The sequence below is a fragment of the Achromobacter colocynthidis genome (genome assembly GCF_057334535.1).
In genome coordinates, this window is the sequence record NZ_JBHFIZ010000038.1 from 335908 (window position 1) to 351850 (window position 15943).

13 protein-coding genes are annotated in these 15943 nt (G+C 55.1%); 1 reads left to right on the plus strand and 12 read right to left on the minus strand.

The genetic code is table 11. From position 1 onward, the window contains the following. Positions 1-2 precede the first annotated feature (2 nt). The 12 genes from ACE04A_RS25700 to ACE04A_RS25755 all read right to left on the minus strand — a co-directional run bounded on the left by ACE04A_RS25700 (position 3) and on the right by ACE04A_RS25755 (position 14732). A complete protein-coding gene (locus tag ACE04A_RS25700) occupies positions 3-1382 on the minus strand; it encodes an ABC transporter ATP-binding protein (RefSeq protein ID WP_485820666.1) in 1380 nt (459 codons plus the stop codon). Further along, on the minus strand, positions 1372-2256 hold the full coding sequence (locus tag ACE04A_RS25705; RefSeq protein WP_485820667.1) for an ABC transporter permease: 885 nt from the start codon (positions 2254-2256) through the stop codon (positions 1372-1374). Before ACE04A_RS25705 ends, ACE04A_RS25700 begins: the two co-directional genes overlap by 11 nt. After that, a complete protein-coding gene (locus ACE04A_RS25710; RefSeq protein WP_448718270.1) occupies positions 2207-4306 on the minus strand; it encodes a glycosyltransferase family 4 protein in 2100 nt (699 codons plus the stop codon). Before ACE04A_RS25710 ends, ACE04A_RS25705 begins: the two co-directional genes overlap by 50 nt. Continuing rightward, positions 4306-5613, minus strand: coding sequence for a glycosyltransferase family protein (locus ACE04A_RS25715; RefSeq protein WP_448718269.1), 1308 nt, complete (start codon positions 5611-5613; stop codon positions 4306-4308). The genes ACE04A_RS25710 and ACE04A_RS25715 overlap by 1 nt, the downstream gene beginning before the upstream one ends. A 313-nt stretch (positions 5614-5926) precedes the next feature. Further along, positions 5927-6298 (minus strand): GtrA family protein, encoded by a 372-nt coding sequence (locus tag ACE04A_RS25720; RefSeq protein ID WP_448718268.1) that lies wholly within the window; start codon positions 6296-6298, stop codon positions 5927-5929. After that, the gene (locus ACE04A_RS25725; RefSeq protein WP_485820668.1) at positions 6288-9146 is read right to left on the minus strand and encodes a hypothetical protein; all 2859 of its coding nucleotides are present in this window, start codon (positions 9144-9146) and stop codon (positions 6288-6290) included. The genes ACE04A_RS25720 and ACE04A_RS25725 overlap by 11 nt, the downstream gene beginning before the upstream one ends. 28 nt (positions 9147-9174) lie before the next feature. Then, complete coding sequence (locus tag ACE04A_RS25730) at positions 9175-9909, minus strand: glycosyltransferase family 2 protein (RefSeq protein WP_448718266.1); 735 nt, start codon at positions 9907-9909, stop codon at positions 9175-9177. After that, complete coding sequence (locus tag ACE04A_RS25735; RefSeq protein WP_448718265.1) at positions 9906-10304, minus strand: HAD family hydrolase; 399 nt, start codon at positions 10302-10304, stop codon at positions 9906-9908. The genes ACE04A_RS25730 and ACE04A_RS25735 overlap by 4 nt, the downstream gene beginning before the upstream one ends. A 4-nt stretch (positions 10305-10308) precedes the next feature. Continuing rightward, positions 10309-11790, minus strand: a complete 1482-nt coding sequence (locus tag ACE04A_RS25740) for a capsular biosynthesis protein (protein WP_448718264.1) — start codon at positions 11788-11790, stop codon at positions 10309-10311. Next, positions 11765-12703, minus strand: coding sequence for a hypothetical protein (locus ACE04A_RS25745; protein WP_448718263.1), 939 nt, complete (start codon positions 12701-12703; stop codon positions 11765-11767). Before ACE04A_RS25745 ends, ACE04A_RS25740 begins: the two co-directional genes overlap by 26 nt. Then, positions 12687-13517 carry a glycosyltransferase family 2 protein gene (locus ACE04A_RS25750; protein ID WP_448718262.1) on the minus strand — a complete coding sequence of 277 codons (831 nt, stop codon included), beginning with the start codon at positions 13515-13517 and terminating at the stop codon, positions 12687-12689. The genes ACE04A_RS25745 and ACE04A_RS25750 overlap by 17 nt, the downstream gene beginning before the upstream one ends. Positions 13518-13583: 66 nt before the next feature. Beyond that, entirely contained in the window at positions 13584-14732 is a 1149-nt protein-coding gene (locus ACE04A_RS25755) for an MraY family glycosyltransferase (RefSeq protein ID WP_448718261.1), read from the minus strand. 590 nt (positions 14733-15322) lie between these two features. On the opposite strand from ACE04A_RS25755, the gene ACE04A_RS25760 reads away from it, so the two are divergent. Continuing rightward, positions 15323-15892: an SRPBCC family protein gene (locus ACE04A_RS25760; protein WP_259251098.1), complete on the plus strand. Its 570-nt coding sequence runs from the start codon at positions 15323-15325 to the stop codon at positions 15890-15892. Positions 15893-15943 lie beyond the last annotated feature (51 nt).

Genomic DNA, 15943 nt, shown 5'->3' on the forward strand with positions numbered 1-15943 from the left:
ATTTATCGCTTTTCGATAAGGTTAAATTTCCACTCTCGAGGCAGGGACAGGATACCCACTGCCTCAAAATTGTCGAGGACTTGAAACGCGCAGGCGTTGTTCGCATCGGCATGCACAACAAAGCCACCTTCGTCGTTGATCGCGACTCGCCACTTGTAGCTTCCCCCTAACAAGGGAAAGGCGGGAAAGCTGACCGAATACGTGCCGCTGGCGCATCCCGGATGCGGGGGCATACCATCCATCAGCGTCGTCGTTCCGCAAATATAAAGTCCGTCATGACGATAAAGATTGAATACAAAGCTGACTCGATCCGGGATGTGGCTGGTCAGCGCGTGGAACGAAACGTTCAGTTTGATATCCTGCCCCGTGGCCACTTCCGAGATGCGCTCATCACCTTGCGCATCGGTGAGCCACACATCGTCGATCACATACAGCTTCTCGGGCATTGGCCCGGACTTGGGGACGGCGGCCTCCCCCGAGGCATCAAACAACGCTGCGTCCGCGCCTTCTTGCAATGCATCATCCGGGTTGGACGTATCCAGTACATCCAGTTCCTTAGGCATGGACGCGGTGTGTCCGTGCCCAGCAGCTGCCTCGCGCTCCTCGAACTCCATCAAGGCCGCCTGCATGTCGATGGTGTACTTGTCGATCACTCTCCCGGCCTGCCCGAACTCCACTTGCCGGCCCTGATTAAGATACAGGGCGCGGCTACAGATAGATTTGACCTGATACTGGTCATGGGAAACGAACAGGATCGTGCACCCGGCATCACGGATGTCGTAAAATTTTTTCAAACAACGCCGCTGAAAAGCCGCATCGCCAACAGCCAAAATCTCATCGACAATCAGAATCTCTGGATCGGTATGCACGGCGACCGAAAACGCCAGTCGGGCAAACATGCCGCTTGAATACTTTTTGACCGGACTCTCGATGAACTCACCGATGTCGGCAAAACCGGCAATCTGGTCGAATCGTTGATCAATCTGTTCGTAGGTCAACCCGAGCAGCGATGCGTTCAGATAAACGTTTTCGCGCCCAGTGAATTCGGGATTGAACCCGGCGCCAAGTTCCAGCAGCGCAGCGACTCGTCCATAAGTCTGAACAGACCCCGTCGTCGGCGTGACCGTACCGCAGATCATTTGCAACAAGGTGGATTTACCCGACCCATTGCGACCCACAATGCCTACGGTTTCGCCCTTCTTGACATCAAAAGATACACCCGAGAGCGCCCAAAAATCCTCCGAGAAACTCTTCGCTTGTCGACCGAACAGGTTCGCGCCGCGCGCAAACAATGCTTGCTTCAATCTATCTTGGGGTTTCGCGTAGATTGAATAACACTTCCCCAGGTTCTCTACGTGAATCGAGATGTTGTCAGACGACATCGGCGAACCCCTTACGAACCTTTTGGAACCAAGCAATGCCCAGCACAAACACGACAAAACCGATTGCGGTGTAGATGCTCCAGAGCGACCAATTCAAAGACTTGCCGAAGATCAGGACGTTGCGCGTCTCCTCAACCACGAAGGTCATGGGATTCAGCTTCACGTAGATCTGCATGCGCTCCGGGATTGCCGAAAGCGGATAAAAAATGGGAGACACAAACGTCAGCACGATGGTTAACAGCGACACGGCTTGGGCTGTATCCCGGATATACACGCCCAGGCCAGCCAAGAACCAGGAGATGCCCAGTGAGAAAAGCGCCAGCGGGACCAACACCATGGGCAGATAAACGATAGTCCACGGTATGTTCCCCAGGAAGATAATCTGTGCGATGAGGAGAACAACAAAGCTCACCAGCAGATGAAATGTCGCGGATCCGAATGCAATGACAGCCAAAGTCTCAAGCGGGAATACCACTTTCTTCACATAGGAGACATTCGACAGCACCAGCGACGGGGCTCTGTTCAAACACTCCGCGAACAGGTTGTTCATAATCAAGCCGGCGAACAGAATCACCGCGAAATCGCCGTGTGACTGCGTAGGCGCAGTCCCCGCCCACTTTGCCTTGAAAACGACCGAGAAAACAAATGTGTAGACGATCAAAAGCAAAAGCGGATTAAACAACGACCATGCCAGCCCGAGCACCGACCCACGATAGCGGCCCAGCACTTCGCGCTTGATCATTTGCACTATCAGCTGCCGATGCCGAGTCAACATACCTCGCACCAGCTCAAATACTTCCCGAATCAAGTCAGACCTCTCATAATCATTTCTCTTCACGCCGTTGCGGGCCATTTCGACCTCTGCCCAGCGCATTCAGACGCCGCCTCATTCCCTGCCATGCCGAACGAGAGCGGCGATATGTATAAGCAATGGATCGTCCCAAAAATAGCAATACCAAAATGACGGGCGTGGGCAAAGCACTCATATTGTCGAGGACTCTTCTTCTACGCGAGTCCTGGCCCGACGACATGTTCCACGTTGCCACCGCATACTGGGCGATTCGCTTCTTGCGCTCCAAACTGAAATTGCCATTTAGCAAATACGAGAACTGTTTGGGCGAGGGGTACTGGTCAGGTTCGGCGACAACGTGAACCCAAGCTCGCGGTATCACCAAGCCCATCGCGTGCTCCCGGGTCAAGTCCCACAGATACTTCAGCTCTGCATACTCCCCCATGCCCGCGTCAAACACATCAAGCAACTGCCGTCCACTCTGGGTACGCATCACGCTGCGTGTAAACGGACTCCGCCCAGATGTCGGTGCAACGTCCAACATCAATGGGAGCGCATACGCCGTGGGTCCACCCCCCTGCTCCATCCAACTGCTGACGTAGGCGATTTTTTGACGGCTGGCCAGCACTGCCGAAGCTGCGCTCAAGAAGCTTGGATCTACGCGGTCCGAACTTCGTAGCACCAACACTGCCTGCCGGGTCCGCACGGCATGCACGTCCACGTCCCTGCCGGTCGGGTCCACACAGCGTACATTGCTGCCGAACAGCACGACAGTGGGCTCGGTGGCGTCAGACGCCGCACGTAGCAACAAGAGCGTCTCACAGCCGGCGCGCGTCGTTACCTCACTGACAAGCTGGGCATCATGCACGCTGTCCGTCAGGATCAGCACCAATATCCCGGCCTCCCGGCTCTCCGGCGCGATGGTCTTTGCCGCAGGGCTCTCGCGGTAGATCTGCGCAACCTCATCCAAAACAACGGGATAGGGGTACGACAAGCGCTGCCTCAACCCGGCGTCATTCCAAAGTCGAGCCATGCAAGACACCAGGGCGTCAGAGGAGCCGGACTCGAACTGCAGGCAATTGCGCTCGTGTACGAAGAAATCCTTGAACCCCGGAATATCGGACACGATCATCGGCACGCCAGCGGTGTATATCTCGTGCGCCGCATAGCAAAAAGACTCATACCGGTTAGGAAATACCGCAAATCGAACGTCGCGAAGCAAGGCTTCGGTTTGCTCGTGCGTGACGTGCCCAATGAAATGAAACCGCCCGCGCAAGTCCTGAGGAATACGCCGGATCAGGTATTCAGCATAGGGATACGCGCCATCCGGAGGCTGATTCGAGTCGCCTCCAAGGAAATAGAATTCGGCCTGGGATTCAGGATATTGCCGCATCCAGGATATGGCTGAATCAACAAGCAGATCCACGCCCTTGATCGCAAACAGACGGCCGTAAAACAAGACGCCATTGGCTGAAGGAGAAACCTGCTCCCTTCGCAGCACTTTGCGCAATGGGGGTACCGCTATCGACTCTTTTCCCGGCAGCCACGGATACAGCGGCAGGAGAGATTCCTCGTAGAAGCCCGCCGAAGGCACGATTACCGTGTCCGCCAGCGCCAAGGAGGCCCGCTCCAAGGAGTACAAGGTGTAGAGATCCCGATGCAACGCATTGGTCAAATCAACGGTATCCATCGCCTCGATCGTGGCATGGAACCGGACAGCGATCCTCGTTTCCTCGTAAGCCCCGAGTGCAAGCTTCTCGCTCAATGCGTAAAAAGCGGTGCCGTAGAAATCGAAGAACTCGATCAAGTCGGGGCGCTGTAGCGCATGCACACGCAAGGCCGCCTGATGCAGCACAAAGGCGCGCCAGTCATACCAGCAGATGAACTGCGCAGCGTCAGCGATGTCGGCGCCAAGCAGCGATTCCACCCGATAGGCGACGCAGTTGTGCGCATTGGGAAGCTTTGCCCGCTCAACCTGATCGAAGCGGTCGAATACTTCCTCTGTGACATCAAGCAGGAACACGACGCGATCGCCGGCCGCCAGCAATTGGCTCGCAAGGTTGTGCAGCAGCGCACCGCAACCGCCTCGCGTCACAGGATACAGCTCGTAGGTAACGAAGCAGGTGGTGCGCATCAGTCCAGGAACTGCCTGACTGTGGCGACCGAAAGAGCGTTGTATCGCATGGCGTACGCCTTGTACGCCGAGACGATTTCGTCGCGTTCACGCAAAACGTCTCCAATGCGGGCCGCAATCTCGCTCGCATCATCCGGCACATCCACAACCAGCCTGCTGCGCAGGTAGGGATCGTCCTCGAAATAGGGCGTATTCGGACCCACGATGCAAGGCGCGCCGACCGCAAAACTCTCAAGCGGCAACATCGGAGCGCACTCGTTCAACGTGACGTAGAGGTTCACATGGCAAGCCGCTAGATGCTCCGGCATCTCAGCCTGTGGAACCATGCTTCCAACGAAATCATGGGGCACACCGAATTCCTCGCAGAACTCGCGCATCCGTTGTGAAGCCACGGATCCGACCACGATGGCGTTATCAATCATCGACGCGGCTGCCAGCATTTCGTAGGGCGGCTTGTGCCGGAGCTCCGAAATGCTCCAGATGCCCAGGCGGCTTGCGCCATCGGCGACCTGTGAGGCGTGCTGCGGCACCTGGGTGTACCGGTTCAGCAGGAAGCTGGCGTCCACGCCATTTCGGCGCAGAATTTCGTCCTGTCCTCGCTTCACACATCCGATCCGCCGAATCTTCCCTTGCCGCTGAAGCGAGCAGACCAGACGAAAGCTCCGCCAAGCGTAATCTTCGCTGGCTTGCATGAACGTCCCGTGCCAGACGGCGTAGAGGGGAATGTGTTGCGCCGAGCGATGCAAGGATTCGACCAAATGCTGATAGGTGTACGGAAAGCCTTGGAAAACAATAGCAGAAGGTCTGCAATCTGCCAGACGACGCGCAATTTCTTGAGCGATCGGTGGCGACAGATCGTCGCGCAGAAACAGCAAATGCTCAAAGATCTGTGACGCGGAACTACGTATGCCCAGCCATTCCGGGTGAGCAATCGCAACCGGCTCGCCTTGCCGCAGCGCCTGCAGCCGCGCCAGAAATTCGCCGGATGAGTAGCTCGCATGATCCGCACGGACTTCAGTCGCTGAAGGCGATCCGGCCACGGGGCTGCCGGACACTTGCTGGTGCCTGCGCAATCGAGAGACAGCGCGGTACAGCGTGCCAAGCGGGCTGCGGGAAATCGCCGACCCGATCCGGTATGCCGGCGACTGAATCACTTCCTCGTACCGGGCGGACAGTTCCGCAAGCTGTACGCGTGACTGCGCCAACTCAGCCCCCAAAGCCGGGCCTTTGACAGGCTCGGCCGCGGCGTCGGGAGGATTGCCTCCCGGAATGTGCTCGCCAGCGGCAGGCGTTGAACGGATCATCATATGTTTTTATATGTCAAGAATCGGGGCGGCCGCTTCAGCACACGCGGCAGCGCTGCATCAACAATTGCCGCTTGAAGCACCGCGTCGGCATGGATCAGGGCATGGCCGCCCTTCATAGCCAACCGCGTAAGTCGAAGAATTTTAGTTCAAAAAGAAGGCGGCGCTGGGCCGACAGGAAAGCCGGTCCGTCTTGCGAATGATGTTAAAGCCAAGTATTGCGACCTACTACGTGCGGTGACGATGTATCTCCACTCATGCACCTCTTCTGACACGCCGCAATCTCGGTACCAATGCGTCGATGGAACCGTCGAAATCAAATTCCAGGGCGACCGACTTCGGCCAACCATTTCATAAAGAGATAATTGGCCAAAAAGGTAAAGGGCGTGACGACTATCTTCGCCACGATTGAATGCATGCCAACGGTGGCCAGGAAATTCACTGTCAGGGACGCTAACGTGACGGCGACAAATTGATATAGCCAATAGGCCATCAACTTTCGCATCATGTAATGCCCCTCATACTTAAATATGGGCCGCAAGGACGAGAAATAGACGAAGGTCACTGCGACAGTGGCGGCAATGCCATTAGCGACGCCCGGTATGAATCCCGCCGCACCGAGTGCGACAAAAATCGAAAAATCTATCAGCCAGCCCAGGCCGGAAATCAAACCAAACTTAAGAAGCATCTACACAACCCCGGACGCGCTGGCGCCACTCTATCCATGCCAGCAATGGCAATAACGTACCAAGTATCTGCAGTTCACTTAGATAAAGAAAGACCGATGCTGGCTGCATCAACCAGAACAGCCCCGCGCGTGCGATCAATGCGACGGCAAGCAGCGACGCCGCGGGATGATGCCGGAAGCCAAACATCAGAGCAACTGCGCACAATAGCTGCAAAGCGCCAAACGCGATGCCTTCGTACCATGCGTACATCTTCGCGGCCAGAGCCGGAAACAGGTGCTCCGCCGGCCGGTAGCCTGCAAGGGCTACCATGCTGCGCCAATGGACATCCTGTCCACCCAAGTGGTCGAAGTAAGGGGGCAGAGAAAATGTCCGATCAATATGCCCTTTTGCGAGCCAAGCCGCAGCCTGGTTCATCCCTAACGATTTCACGAAGGTCGCTGTTCTCAACGTGAAAAATTCCGCGGGATGATGCAACGCATTGAAGATGAAAGCGCGCTGCAATTCGGCCAACGTTTCCGGCGAAGGGGAACCCTTGTCAGACTGATGCCAATAGATCACATCCGAAGGAGTCCAGTGTTCAACGGAATAATCCACCTTCAATACCTTGTCCAACGTTGTGCTCAAGGCTAGGCGCTCGCCCTGGGTCAGCGCCTCACCCCGAAGCATGCCGACCAGCGGATTCACAAAAGCCGAGACCTTATATAGCCGCATCTCTGCCCTGCCATGGTCGCCCCGTTCCATCACATAGCGCGTCGACAACGGCGTCGCAGCCAACCACAAGACAACGATGGACAAGCATGCCAAAACGTTGCGCCGGCGTGGTCGCATAAATGCGAACCCGCACAGTAACACTCCCACGTAGACAATATTGTCCGTCCGCAACAGCACAAGCAACGTGCCCAGCAGCGCAATCATGGCGTAGTGCGAGGGAGACAACGATGCAGATTGTCGTCTGCCCCCTGTCAACAGCACATAGCAAAACAAACCGAATCCGCTCAAGACAACACCATTGACCGCATCACGCAATTCAGTTGCGGCCACCATTGTCGTTCCCGTAAGCAGGAACATCCCGGCGGCAAAAACATTGATGACCCAGCCGCTGGCGTCTTCTTCGAGTGCACGTAGTGCCACCCACAACACCACCAGACACACAATAAACGCTTTTAATAGCAGCGAAAACTCAAGGCCACCAAGGTTGATTAAGGCGGAAACAAGGAGAGGGTAACCAACCCCGTACCATAATGAGACTCCGCCGGTGCCATGCTGGATGACGGGGCTTATAGCATCCCAACCGATAATGCCGGGCCAGCCGACAACGATAGTGGCCACCATCCACACACCAGCAATTGCCAGCAGGCATGCCGTTGACGCCCGTCTGCCTTCCCTGGCTCTGGCCTTGACCATATTGCAGATCGCGGCAACAGGGATGATCAGCAAGACGCATAAGCCGGCGATCAGCGCGGTAGCCAACCTACGAGCGAGCTCTGCGTGATTCCATGGAAAGGTCAGCTTCGGATATGCATACTCGCCAGGACCGATCGATTCCATTGGCGCATACCGCCCCGTCTGTGACGACAGGCGCAACATCAACGCCGGCTGTTCCGGCGTGTCCAAATACACGCGATCGACGGCGTGCACGGGGCCATTCCACGCGTTGTAGCGGAAATAGGCCGACGTCCAAGCCACCATCAATCCGTCGCCGTAAGGCCAGCAAACAGCGAAGAGCCGCTTGGCATCCGTAGACCCCGTCGAATCGGCGGCGGCCGGAGCCGCGATGGCCGTCAGTTTTTCACCCACGCGGGCGTGCAGCTCGCCGGCACGACGCGGATCGAATTCAACAACAAGAGGAGTGTCCCGAGTGCACGACAACTTTGAAGATGCATCTGCGCCAGCCTGTGTCCAGACATTGAGCGGCGCGGTATTCGTCTGCAATCGCAGCGACGATATGCCGGCAAAAGACGCAGGCGCGCTTGCCTGATAGTAGGCATACGGCAGCGGCAGACCTTCGACCTTGCCTTGCGCCGTCCCCAGAAACACCGTGGCGGGGTGGCCATTGGCATTGCCGTTCGCGGGAGCGGGCGCGCCGACGGCCAGGAATTCCACATCGCCCGCTATGGAATGCGTCATGGCCAGCCACACACATGTCGCCGTCAGTATTGCAATCACGGCGATACCGACTCTGAATGCGCTGTGTCCAAATATGTAGGCGGCGCATATGTAAAAGACGGCCCACGCAAACAGCAAAGCCGTCAATATTCGGAACGGCGCCGAAAGGATCGAACTCTTGGGCGGCGGCAACGGTATGTCCGTCGCGGATGACTCTGCGGAATAGAGATCTATGCGGGATTTGCGATCATCGACGCCGACCTCCACGATGCCCGAGTAGGGACTTTTGCCCAGCCGCACTACAGAGCCGGCTTGCCACGATTTGGGCACCTGGACAGTCTTGGCCGTGTCACCGTAGCCGACCACGACGCCATCTCGCTTCGCCCAACCATCAAAGCCGCTAACGCTGAATTGACCCGAGGCCAGCCCCACTCCCGTGAGCCATACCTCGGCGCCCTTCGCGTCCGGATGCTTATCGCCAGTCACGCTAAGCGTCACCGTCGGGTATAGGCCTATCGATGGGGCAGCGTGCCAAAACACCGCACCAGCCACTACGCCCGCTGCAATGGCCAACAGTGAAACCGGTTTCGCAATTGCGCGCCGTGCCACGACCCCCGCGATTGCCGTGGCCGCACCCAAGACCGCCAATGAGCCGTAACTCGGGATGACGAACCCATACGCAATCAAGCCTACAACCACCAGCAAAGTTGCAAGAACCGTGCCGTAAAAGGCATTCCGCATACGTATCACGCGCGCGTCCAAAGACAAGTCACAAGGAAGGGGGCTGGGCGTTAAGGAATTGCTCCAATTCAACTGGCGTACCGAGCGGGATTACCGCCGAAGCGGGCAAGGGTTGAACATATATGGGCAGCCCCTTCCCAAGCAGATGGTTGTACATCGGCGCAATGTAGCGTTCGCCCTTGGCCAGTCCCTGGCCGCCGCTGAAGAACTCACGATACAACTCACGGTACAGGTCCACGGATCGGAAGCCATACAGGCCAACCGTCGCCCAGTCCGAAATGCGCTCCTTCTCGCGAATATCCGTGACGCGAAAATCTGCATCCACCTTGGCAAAGCTCCAACCATCGCCCAGGCCATTGAAGCAAGGTATCCAGCCATCGCCCCGGACGTCGACGGGAGCGAGGCTGTCCGGGTGCACAAACGTGTCGATGTTATAGACAAACATAGGCGATGCCTCGTCCTGCACGCTGTCGGCCCCCAGCATTGCAGTCGTGGCTTGCCCATCCGTCAGCGCATCGATTTCCACAATGGACACCCCAGCCAGGCCGAGCAGCGTGCATTCCTGCTCAATAAATGCTCTTGCCTGGTCCTGCCGCTGCACGACGAATATCGCTTCAGCACCCGCCGCCCAAAACTGGCGCAAGCTCAGCATGGACCATGCGAACAGGGATCGGCCGTGGGCCTCGATTTGATATTTGGGAACATTCCAACCGGCGTCGCGGAAACGCTTTCCCATTCCCGCCATGGTGATGATGACGATCATTCCTTTCCTTTCTCCACACCCAGCAGGGCAAGAATCTCTTGATAATTCAACCGACAAAACTCGTCAGGCCTTATCGTTCTATCGTCAACATAAAACCCGTTGGTTCCCGGCCAAGGCTTGCCAAGATGCAGCTCGTCGTAGGGAATATCATGCTTTTTCAACCAATCAATCAGCACGGGCAGCGTATTCGCGTTCAGCAATCCCGTATTGCCCTGATAGGTCCGCATATTTCTTGCGGAGTTGAGAACTATGTAAAAACCTTCACGTTTATATTCACGAAGTTTTTCCACTACTGGCCAGAGAGGTTCAACGTCAGCATACGGCTGCCCATCCCGCCGGATCTCGCACAGAGTTCCGTCCACATCGAAAACCAGAACCTTATCACTACGAATCATCGACTCAGCTCCAATTCGATTTAACTTCTACCTGATCCAGAATACGATCAGCATTCAGCAGAAACGCCAACACCTTCACCGGAGCATCAATATGAAGCGGAGTCATACTGATAAACAGGGAGGCCTCGAACAATCTCACCAGCCGGGGTACAAACCCCGCTTGCAAGCATTGGCTCCTGAACATTTTCGCGTAGCTGCTTTCGTCATGACCATTAATAATCAATTTAGGTCGATTAACATCGTCCAGCTCAACCCGGAATAGCCCTGCGTTGATGAAATCATAAGACCCTTCAATCGAATGCGACAGTTTTGCCACGTCGTAGTACGCAGGCATAAACAGATCTTCCAGCTTTGATCCGCCGCGCGCATCGATGAACTTCATCGTACCCTCTGCTCTCCCATAGAGAATATTGGAGAAACAAAGATCACCGTGGCTAAGTACCGGTGACGGAAACTTTACGTCTTTGGTGAGCGTAGCGTAAAGACGATTGTATCTATCCAAAATCGCTCTTACACCGCCGAAAGCCAGTTTGCACTGCACTTCGAGCCCAGGGAAAATATCGCTCTTTTCCAGCGTAGCGATGCGGTCTGCCACCTTCCCAAGAAACAATCCCTCATTACCAGGGTCGCTCGATGCCTCGGTGCGCGCAGTCCGGCAATTTACAAAATGGAATATGCGTCGTAGCAACTGTGCAAATTGATGGGGGGTGAACGCGCGATGCGTCCACTGCAACGCTACGTCGGGCACAAAGAGGCGCTCCATCCTGTAGCTGGCTGTCTGCGCTTCTTCCACAAATCCGTAAGGCTGCACAAAGTATCGCTGCATTTCCGGCGGTAGCAATGCGTAGAAGTCATACTCCCGCCGAAGCTTCGCTGTGTCGCTGGAGCGCTTGAGCACCGTGAAGCGATCCGTCGCAGCCACCGAATTGAAATGGCGGACATCAAAAGAAGAGGTCGCGACAGACAAAAACTGCGCGGGGTCTCGCAAGTCCGCCATGCCGATGTCATCAGGCACTGGCTCCATCGATGACAGGAGATCGGCCATTGCCGCCTGGTGCTCACCTTGCAGCATCGCCTCGACGAACATGGCCGCGTCGTCCTCGATCACCACAGCGATGGGTAAACCGGTAAACACTTCGCCTTCAAACGACGGTGGGAGGACTTTGACAGAGCATTCGGCCAGCGTCAGTTTCTCCAGGAACAATGACACCGTCTCTTCGTCATTCAGCATCGCCAGGTAGGACGGCACATAAACCACCCTTGCACGCTCATGCAGTGCGCGGCGCAGTAAATAGTCCTGATTCTGGGCTTCACTTTCGAGGATCAGTAACTGTACGCCCTTCGGCAAACGGCCAACAGCCCCGGCAATCCGATCCTTCAGCGTTCGACGCTGCACACGAAGGTCAGAGAACCTGACAAGACTTAGGTGGTGGCTGACATCTTCCGGAACGTCGAACGAATTATCGTATACCACTAGCGTTTTCATCACGGATTCCAATGTCACAAGTGTCTTGCAAACGCTGACGAATATAGGGAATAAGCACAAGGCATCCGAGCACCTGTACGAGCAGCGCCTGCGCATATACACTCAAGATCCAGGGCGATACGCCTGTACCGCTCTGCGAATCAGACGGAGAGAGTCCGGGAATAAGTTTGGCCAGCAACTCCGTGAACCCCGTTATCATCGGAAAATCGCGCGCAACAATACTCGCAATCGCAAACAGTTCAAATGTCCAGATGAGCAGCGTGAGTATCGCAAAAGTTAATACCCGGCCTTGTAATATTTTGCGCGCATCGCCAGAAAAGGTTTTCAAGTAGCCCACTCCGCGCAGCAACTGAACTGCGCGGCGGCCCGAGTAAACCCTCATGATGTGCAGATTAATTCGAGACAGGTTTTCAGGCACAGCCCACAGAAAAATCAGCGACAACGCGAGAAACAGCAGCATCACCCCGATAAATGGCAGGAGAAACGGCCGGGCATCTTGCGCTGAATACGACAAGCCAATCGCCACGACAGCAAGCAGCGCAGCATCGAACGCACGCTCGACCCAAACCACCACCATGCCAAAACGGACACCCTTGGTGCTCCAGCCGATTTCCAGGATACGAATCAACTCCCCCGACTTGAATGGCATGGCGAGGGACACGGCCGTGGTGTACCAATACAGGCGAAGCAGCTGGCGCAACCGCCCGCCGCCGATCAACAACCATAAGCGGACCATGCGCACTGCATGCGAGGCGAGATACAGGCTGCTACTGATCACAAGCATGGTCAACCCTGCCCTGGGTTGCTCGAACACCGCGGCAATGCCCGCGATATTGACGACCAGCCCCCAGAGCAGGAAGCATGCCCCCAACGCAAGCACCAGGCGCTGGCACAGCCTAGCGTAACGTAGCATCGTCGGAGCTCGACTCAACTCGATTTGAATGAACGATCGAAAATGGGTAATCCCCACTTTCCCTGCCCGAATGATTTGAAGATAAAAAAGATCGTCTGGCGATGGCGAAGTTCACGAGCAAGCCAAAGGTGCGCTTGGCTTGGCGAAACAGCCTGACGTTGGACAGCTGGTCGTCTTCGCGCCACGATATCGGAAAAAATCGCAACTTCCAATTCCACGCCGCGGAGGCGAGAATCATGTAGTAATTAAAAGTCAGATCATTTCCGAAAAAACGCCAATTGAATTTTTTCAGTGATTCGATTTTGTACAGATTCAGGCCGGCGCCCAAATCATATAACCGTTGCCCAGCAACGACTGAAAACAAAAGATTGAATACACGATTCCCGAAGGTGCGGAAGGCCGAATACCCGTGCAGTCGGGCACCCGCCATAAATCTCGCTCCCAACAGGCTATCGACGTCCCGATGCTTGCCAGCCTCTAGCATGGGAAGCAGGTCTGCGATATTTCCCTGATCATCGCCATGCAGCACGATCAGATAATCGAACCCTTGCTTGATCGCGTAATCGAAAGCCGCTTTATGCGACCCTCCCAGGCCGTAGTTTTCATCGTTCCTGGCAACGATTACCGGAACGCTTTTTAGGCTGTCTGCCGATTTAATGGCTGCTTCCAAGGTGCCGTCCGGACTTCTATTATCCAGAACTAGAACCTCACAATCCAATGCGGCTGCTCCTGCCAATTGAGCCACAGTGCGCGGAATCTGCTTCTCACATCGATAGCATGGGATGAAAATCAGAAAACGCTCGCTTTTTGCCATTCAAAACACCTTATTTTAAAAAAAACGGCGACACACGAAGCCCGGCATCGAAGTTGCCTAGCAATTTTACCAACGCCTTCTTCTGGACGCCTTTTTTTTAACAGCCAAGGCCCCAAACTTGTGCTTACGGCTGATCACCATCCATTTAGGCATTCTGAAAAGCACCAATCTTCGATAAAGCACTACGTACAGGATCGAAAACAATGCCACAAAGAGCATTAACAAGTACTCATTCTGCCAAAAAAGGACGGCCGGAAGTACAGCGAATGATGACAATAACCACAGATATGGCGAAGTCATCGCATTACGTTGTGTTCTATGCTTAATGTCGGTAGAACCCACGGCCCAGCGCACAAGACGCTTATAGATGAGCATATGAAGATGCACACCATCCGGAACTCCTGGGGATTGTCCGCGCAGCAATTTTTTCCGATATATCGAAAATAGAGTTTCAAACACCGGATAGATGCACAGCAACAGGGGAAACCAAGCGGAGACATTGGGATGGCGCGCAAGCATCAAAACTGACAAAACACCAATCATGAACCCGATGAAATACGCTCCGCCATCACCTAAAAAAATAAGCCCGCGGGGATAATTCCACACCAGAAATCCCACTATGGAACCCATCATCCCCACAGAAACCGTAAGGATGAGGCGATCGCCGACATAATAAGAAACGTACGCAAATCCAGCAAAAATCATTACTGATACAACGGCGGCCAAGCCATTATAGCCATCAATGATATTGATCGCATTGGCGGCTCCCGCGATCGCAAAGGCCGTGACAACAAATGAAATCGGACCGAACTGCAGCAGCCAGTCGATGCCGAATATATTCAATCTGTCCAGCGTTGCGCCCAGGAAATAATAGGCGGCCATGCCCGAAATCATTGCAAATGCCAGTCGGGACAGAACCCTGACTTTCTTGGTCAGATCTTCAGCCAGGCCGCCCAGAAATGCAGGCATCGCGACAGCAAGCAAAACCAAGGGTTCATAACCGAGGGCTGGCTCGCGAAAAATCGCCAGCAGCATGACGGCAAGCATCGCAATAACGATCGACACCCCGCCAATACGCGGCACCGGCCGGTCGTGGTATTTCTGCGCGCCAGTTGTTTGATGATCGAAACTAAATCGACCATGCAGTGCGTTGAATCGCACCAGCAGCATGGTAATAACCAAAGAAACCAGAAAGGCGACAAGCAAATAGACCATATCTCTTTGAACCCGTTGAAGCGGGCATTTTAATACTTAACCTTGGTTAAGCTATTTCTGATTTAACCTATAACGTGTACCAACGTAACGTCCTACGGACACCACCACGCTTTGGATTCAAATCGCACGACATCTCGGCCGCATACGACAAAAGATTTCAGCAACAAAAAGTCAATCAATTCATGCCCACTGTTATTCTTAAATTAGAAATACAGGTAGAAATTGATAGTTTTTTGAAGTTTAACCAAACCTTTGCGATTCCTCGATTGGCCAGCGTCATCCATTTGACTGAGATACTCTAACTTCATATACCGCAAACACTCAGCCGCCAGTCATGAGCGCGATGACGCGCGATCGTAAGCCAGATTACAACTGTGGGACAGCCATCCGCCACTTGTGTCGGAACCGCGCAACATCATCTGATTGAATTTCGGAGATATGAGTGCGCAACGCCGATATTCGGGTCGTGAAATGGAACTCATTCTACTTTTTGGGCGCTCGCGGTAGTCAACGCGCATGCTCGCATGGCTGGGTAACTGGCGTAAATCCTGCTTTAGAGCAAAAATGAACATATAAATAAGGAGACAGCCATGCGCATTGCCGATGCCCAATGGATTCCTTCAACGCAACACCAGACATGGGATGCGTTGACTGACCCGAGAGTCTTGCAGAAGTGCATACCGGGCTGCGTGGAAGTTGCGATGCGCAGCCCTACCGAATACGGCGTCACCTTGCGGGCCAACATCGCGGGGATCGACACCGACTACGAGGGCGAGATCCTGCTCTCGGACGTCAACGCTCCCGACAGTTGCACACTCGTCTTCGAAGGCAAGGGCCGCGCGGCCTGCCTGGCCATCGGTACCGCGCAGGTCAACCTCAGCACCAAGGACCAAGGCACCCGCGTCGCCTACACCGTGGCGGGCATGGCCGGGGGCAAGTTGGCCGAATGCGGGGAAGGCCTGCTGCTGAAAGCGGGCGACAAGATCATTCAGAAGTTCTTTGCCGCCTTCATCGACCACATGGCGACCCAGCCGCGCGTCGCGCCGCCGCCCCCTCCTCCCGAGCCCGAACCCCGCGGTCTGTCCAATTCCCGATGGTCATGGCTGCTGGTCGTGTTGGTTATCGCGGTTTTCTGGGGTTATCACTCGTTTTACAAGTGAAAACCCTAGTGGGCCGGTGATATCCTAGGCGGCATGACTCCGCCGCCGCCA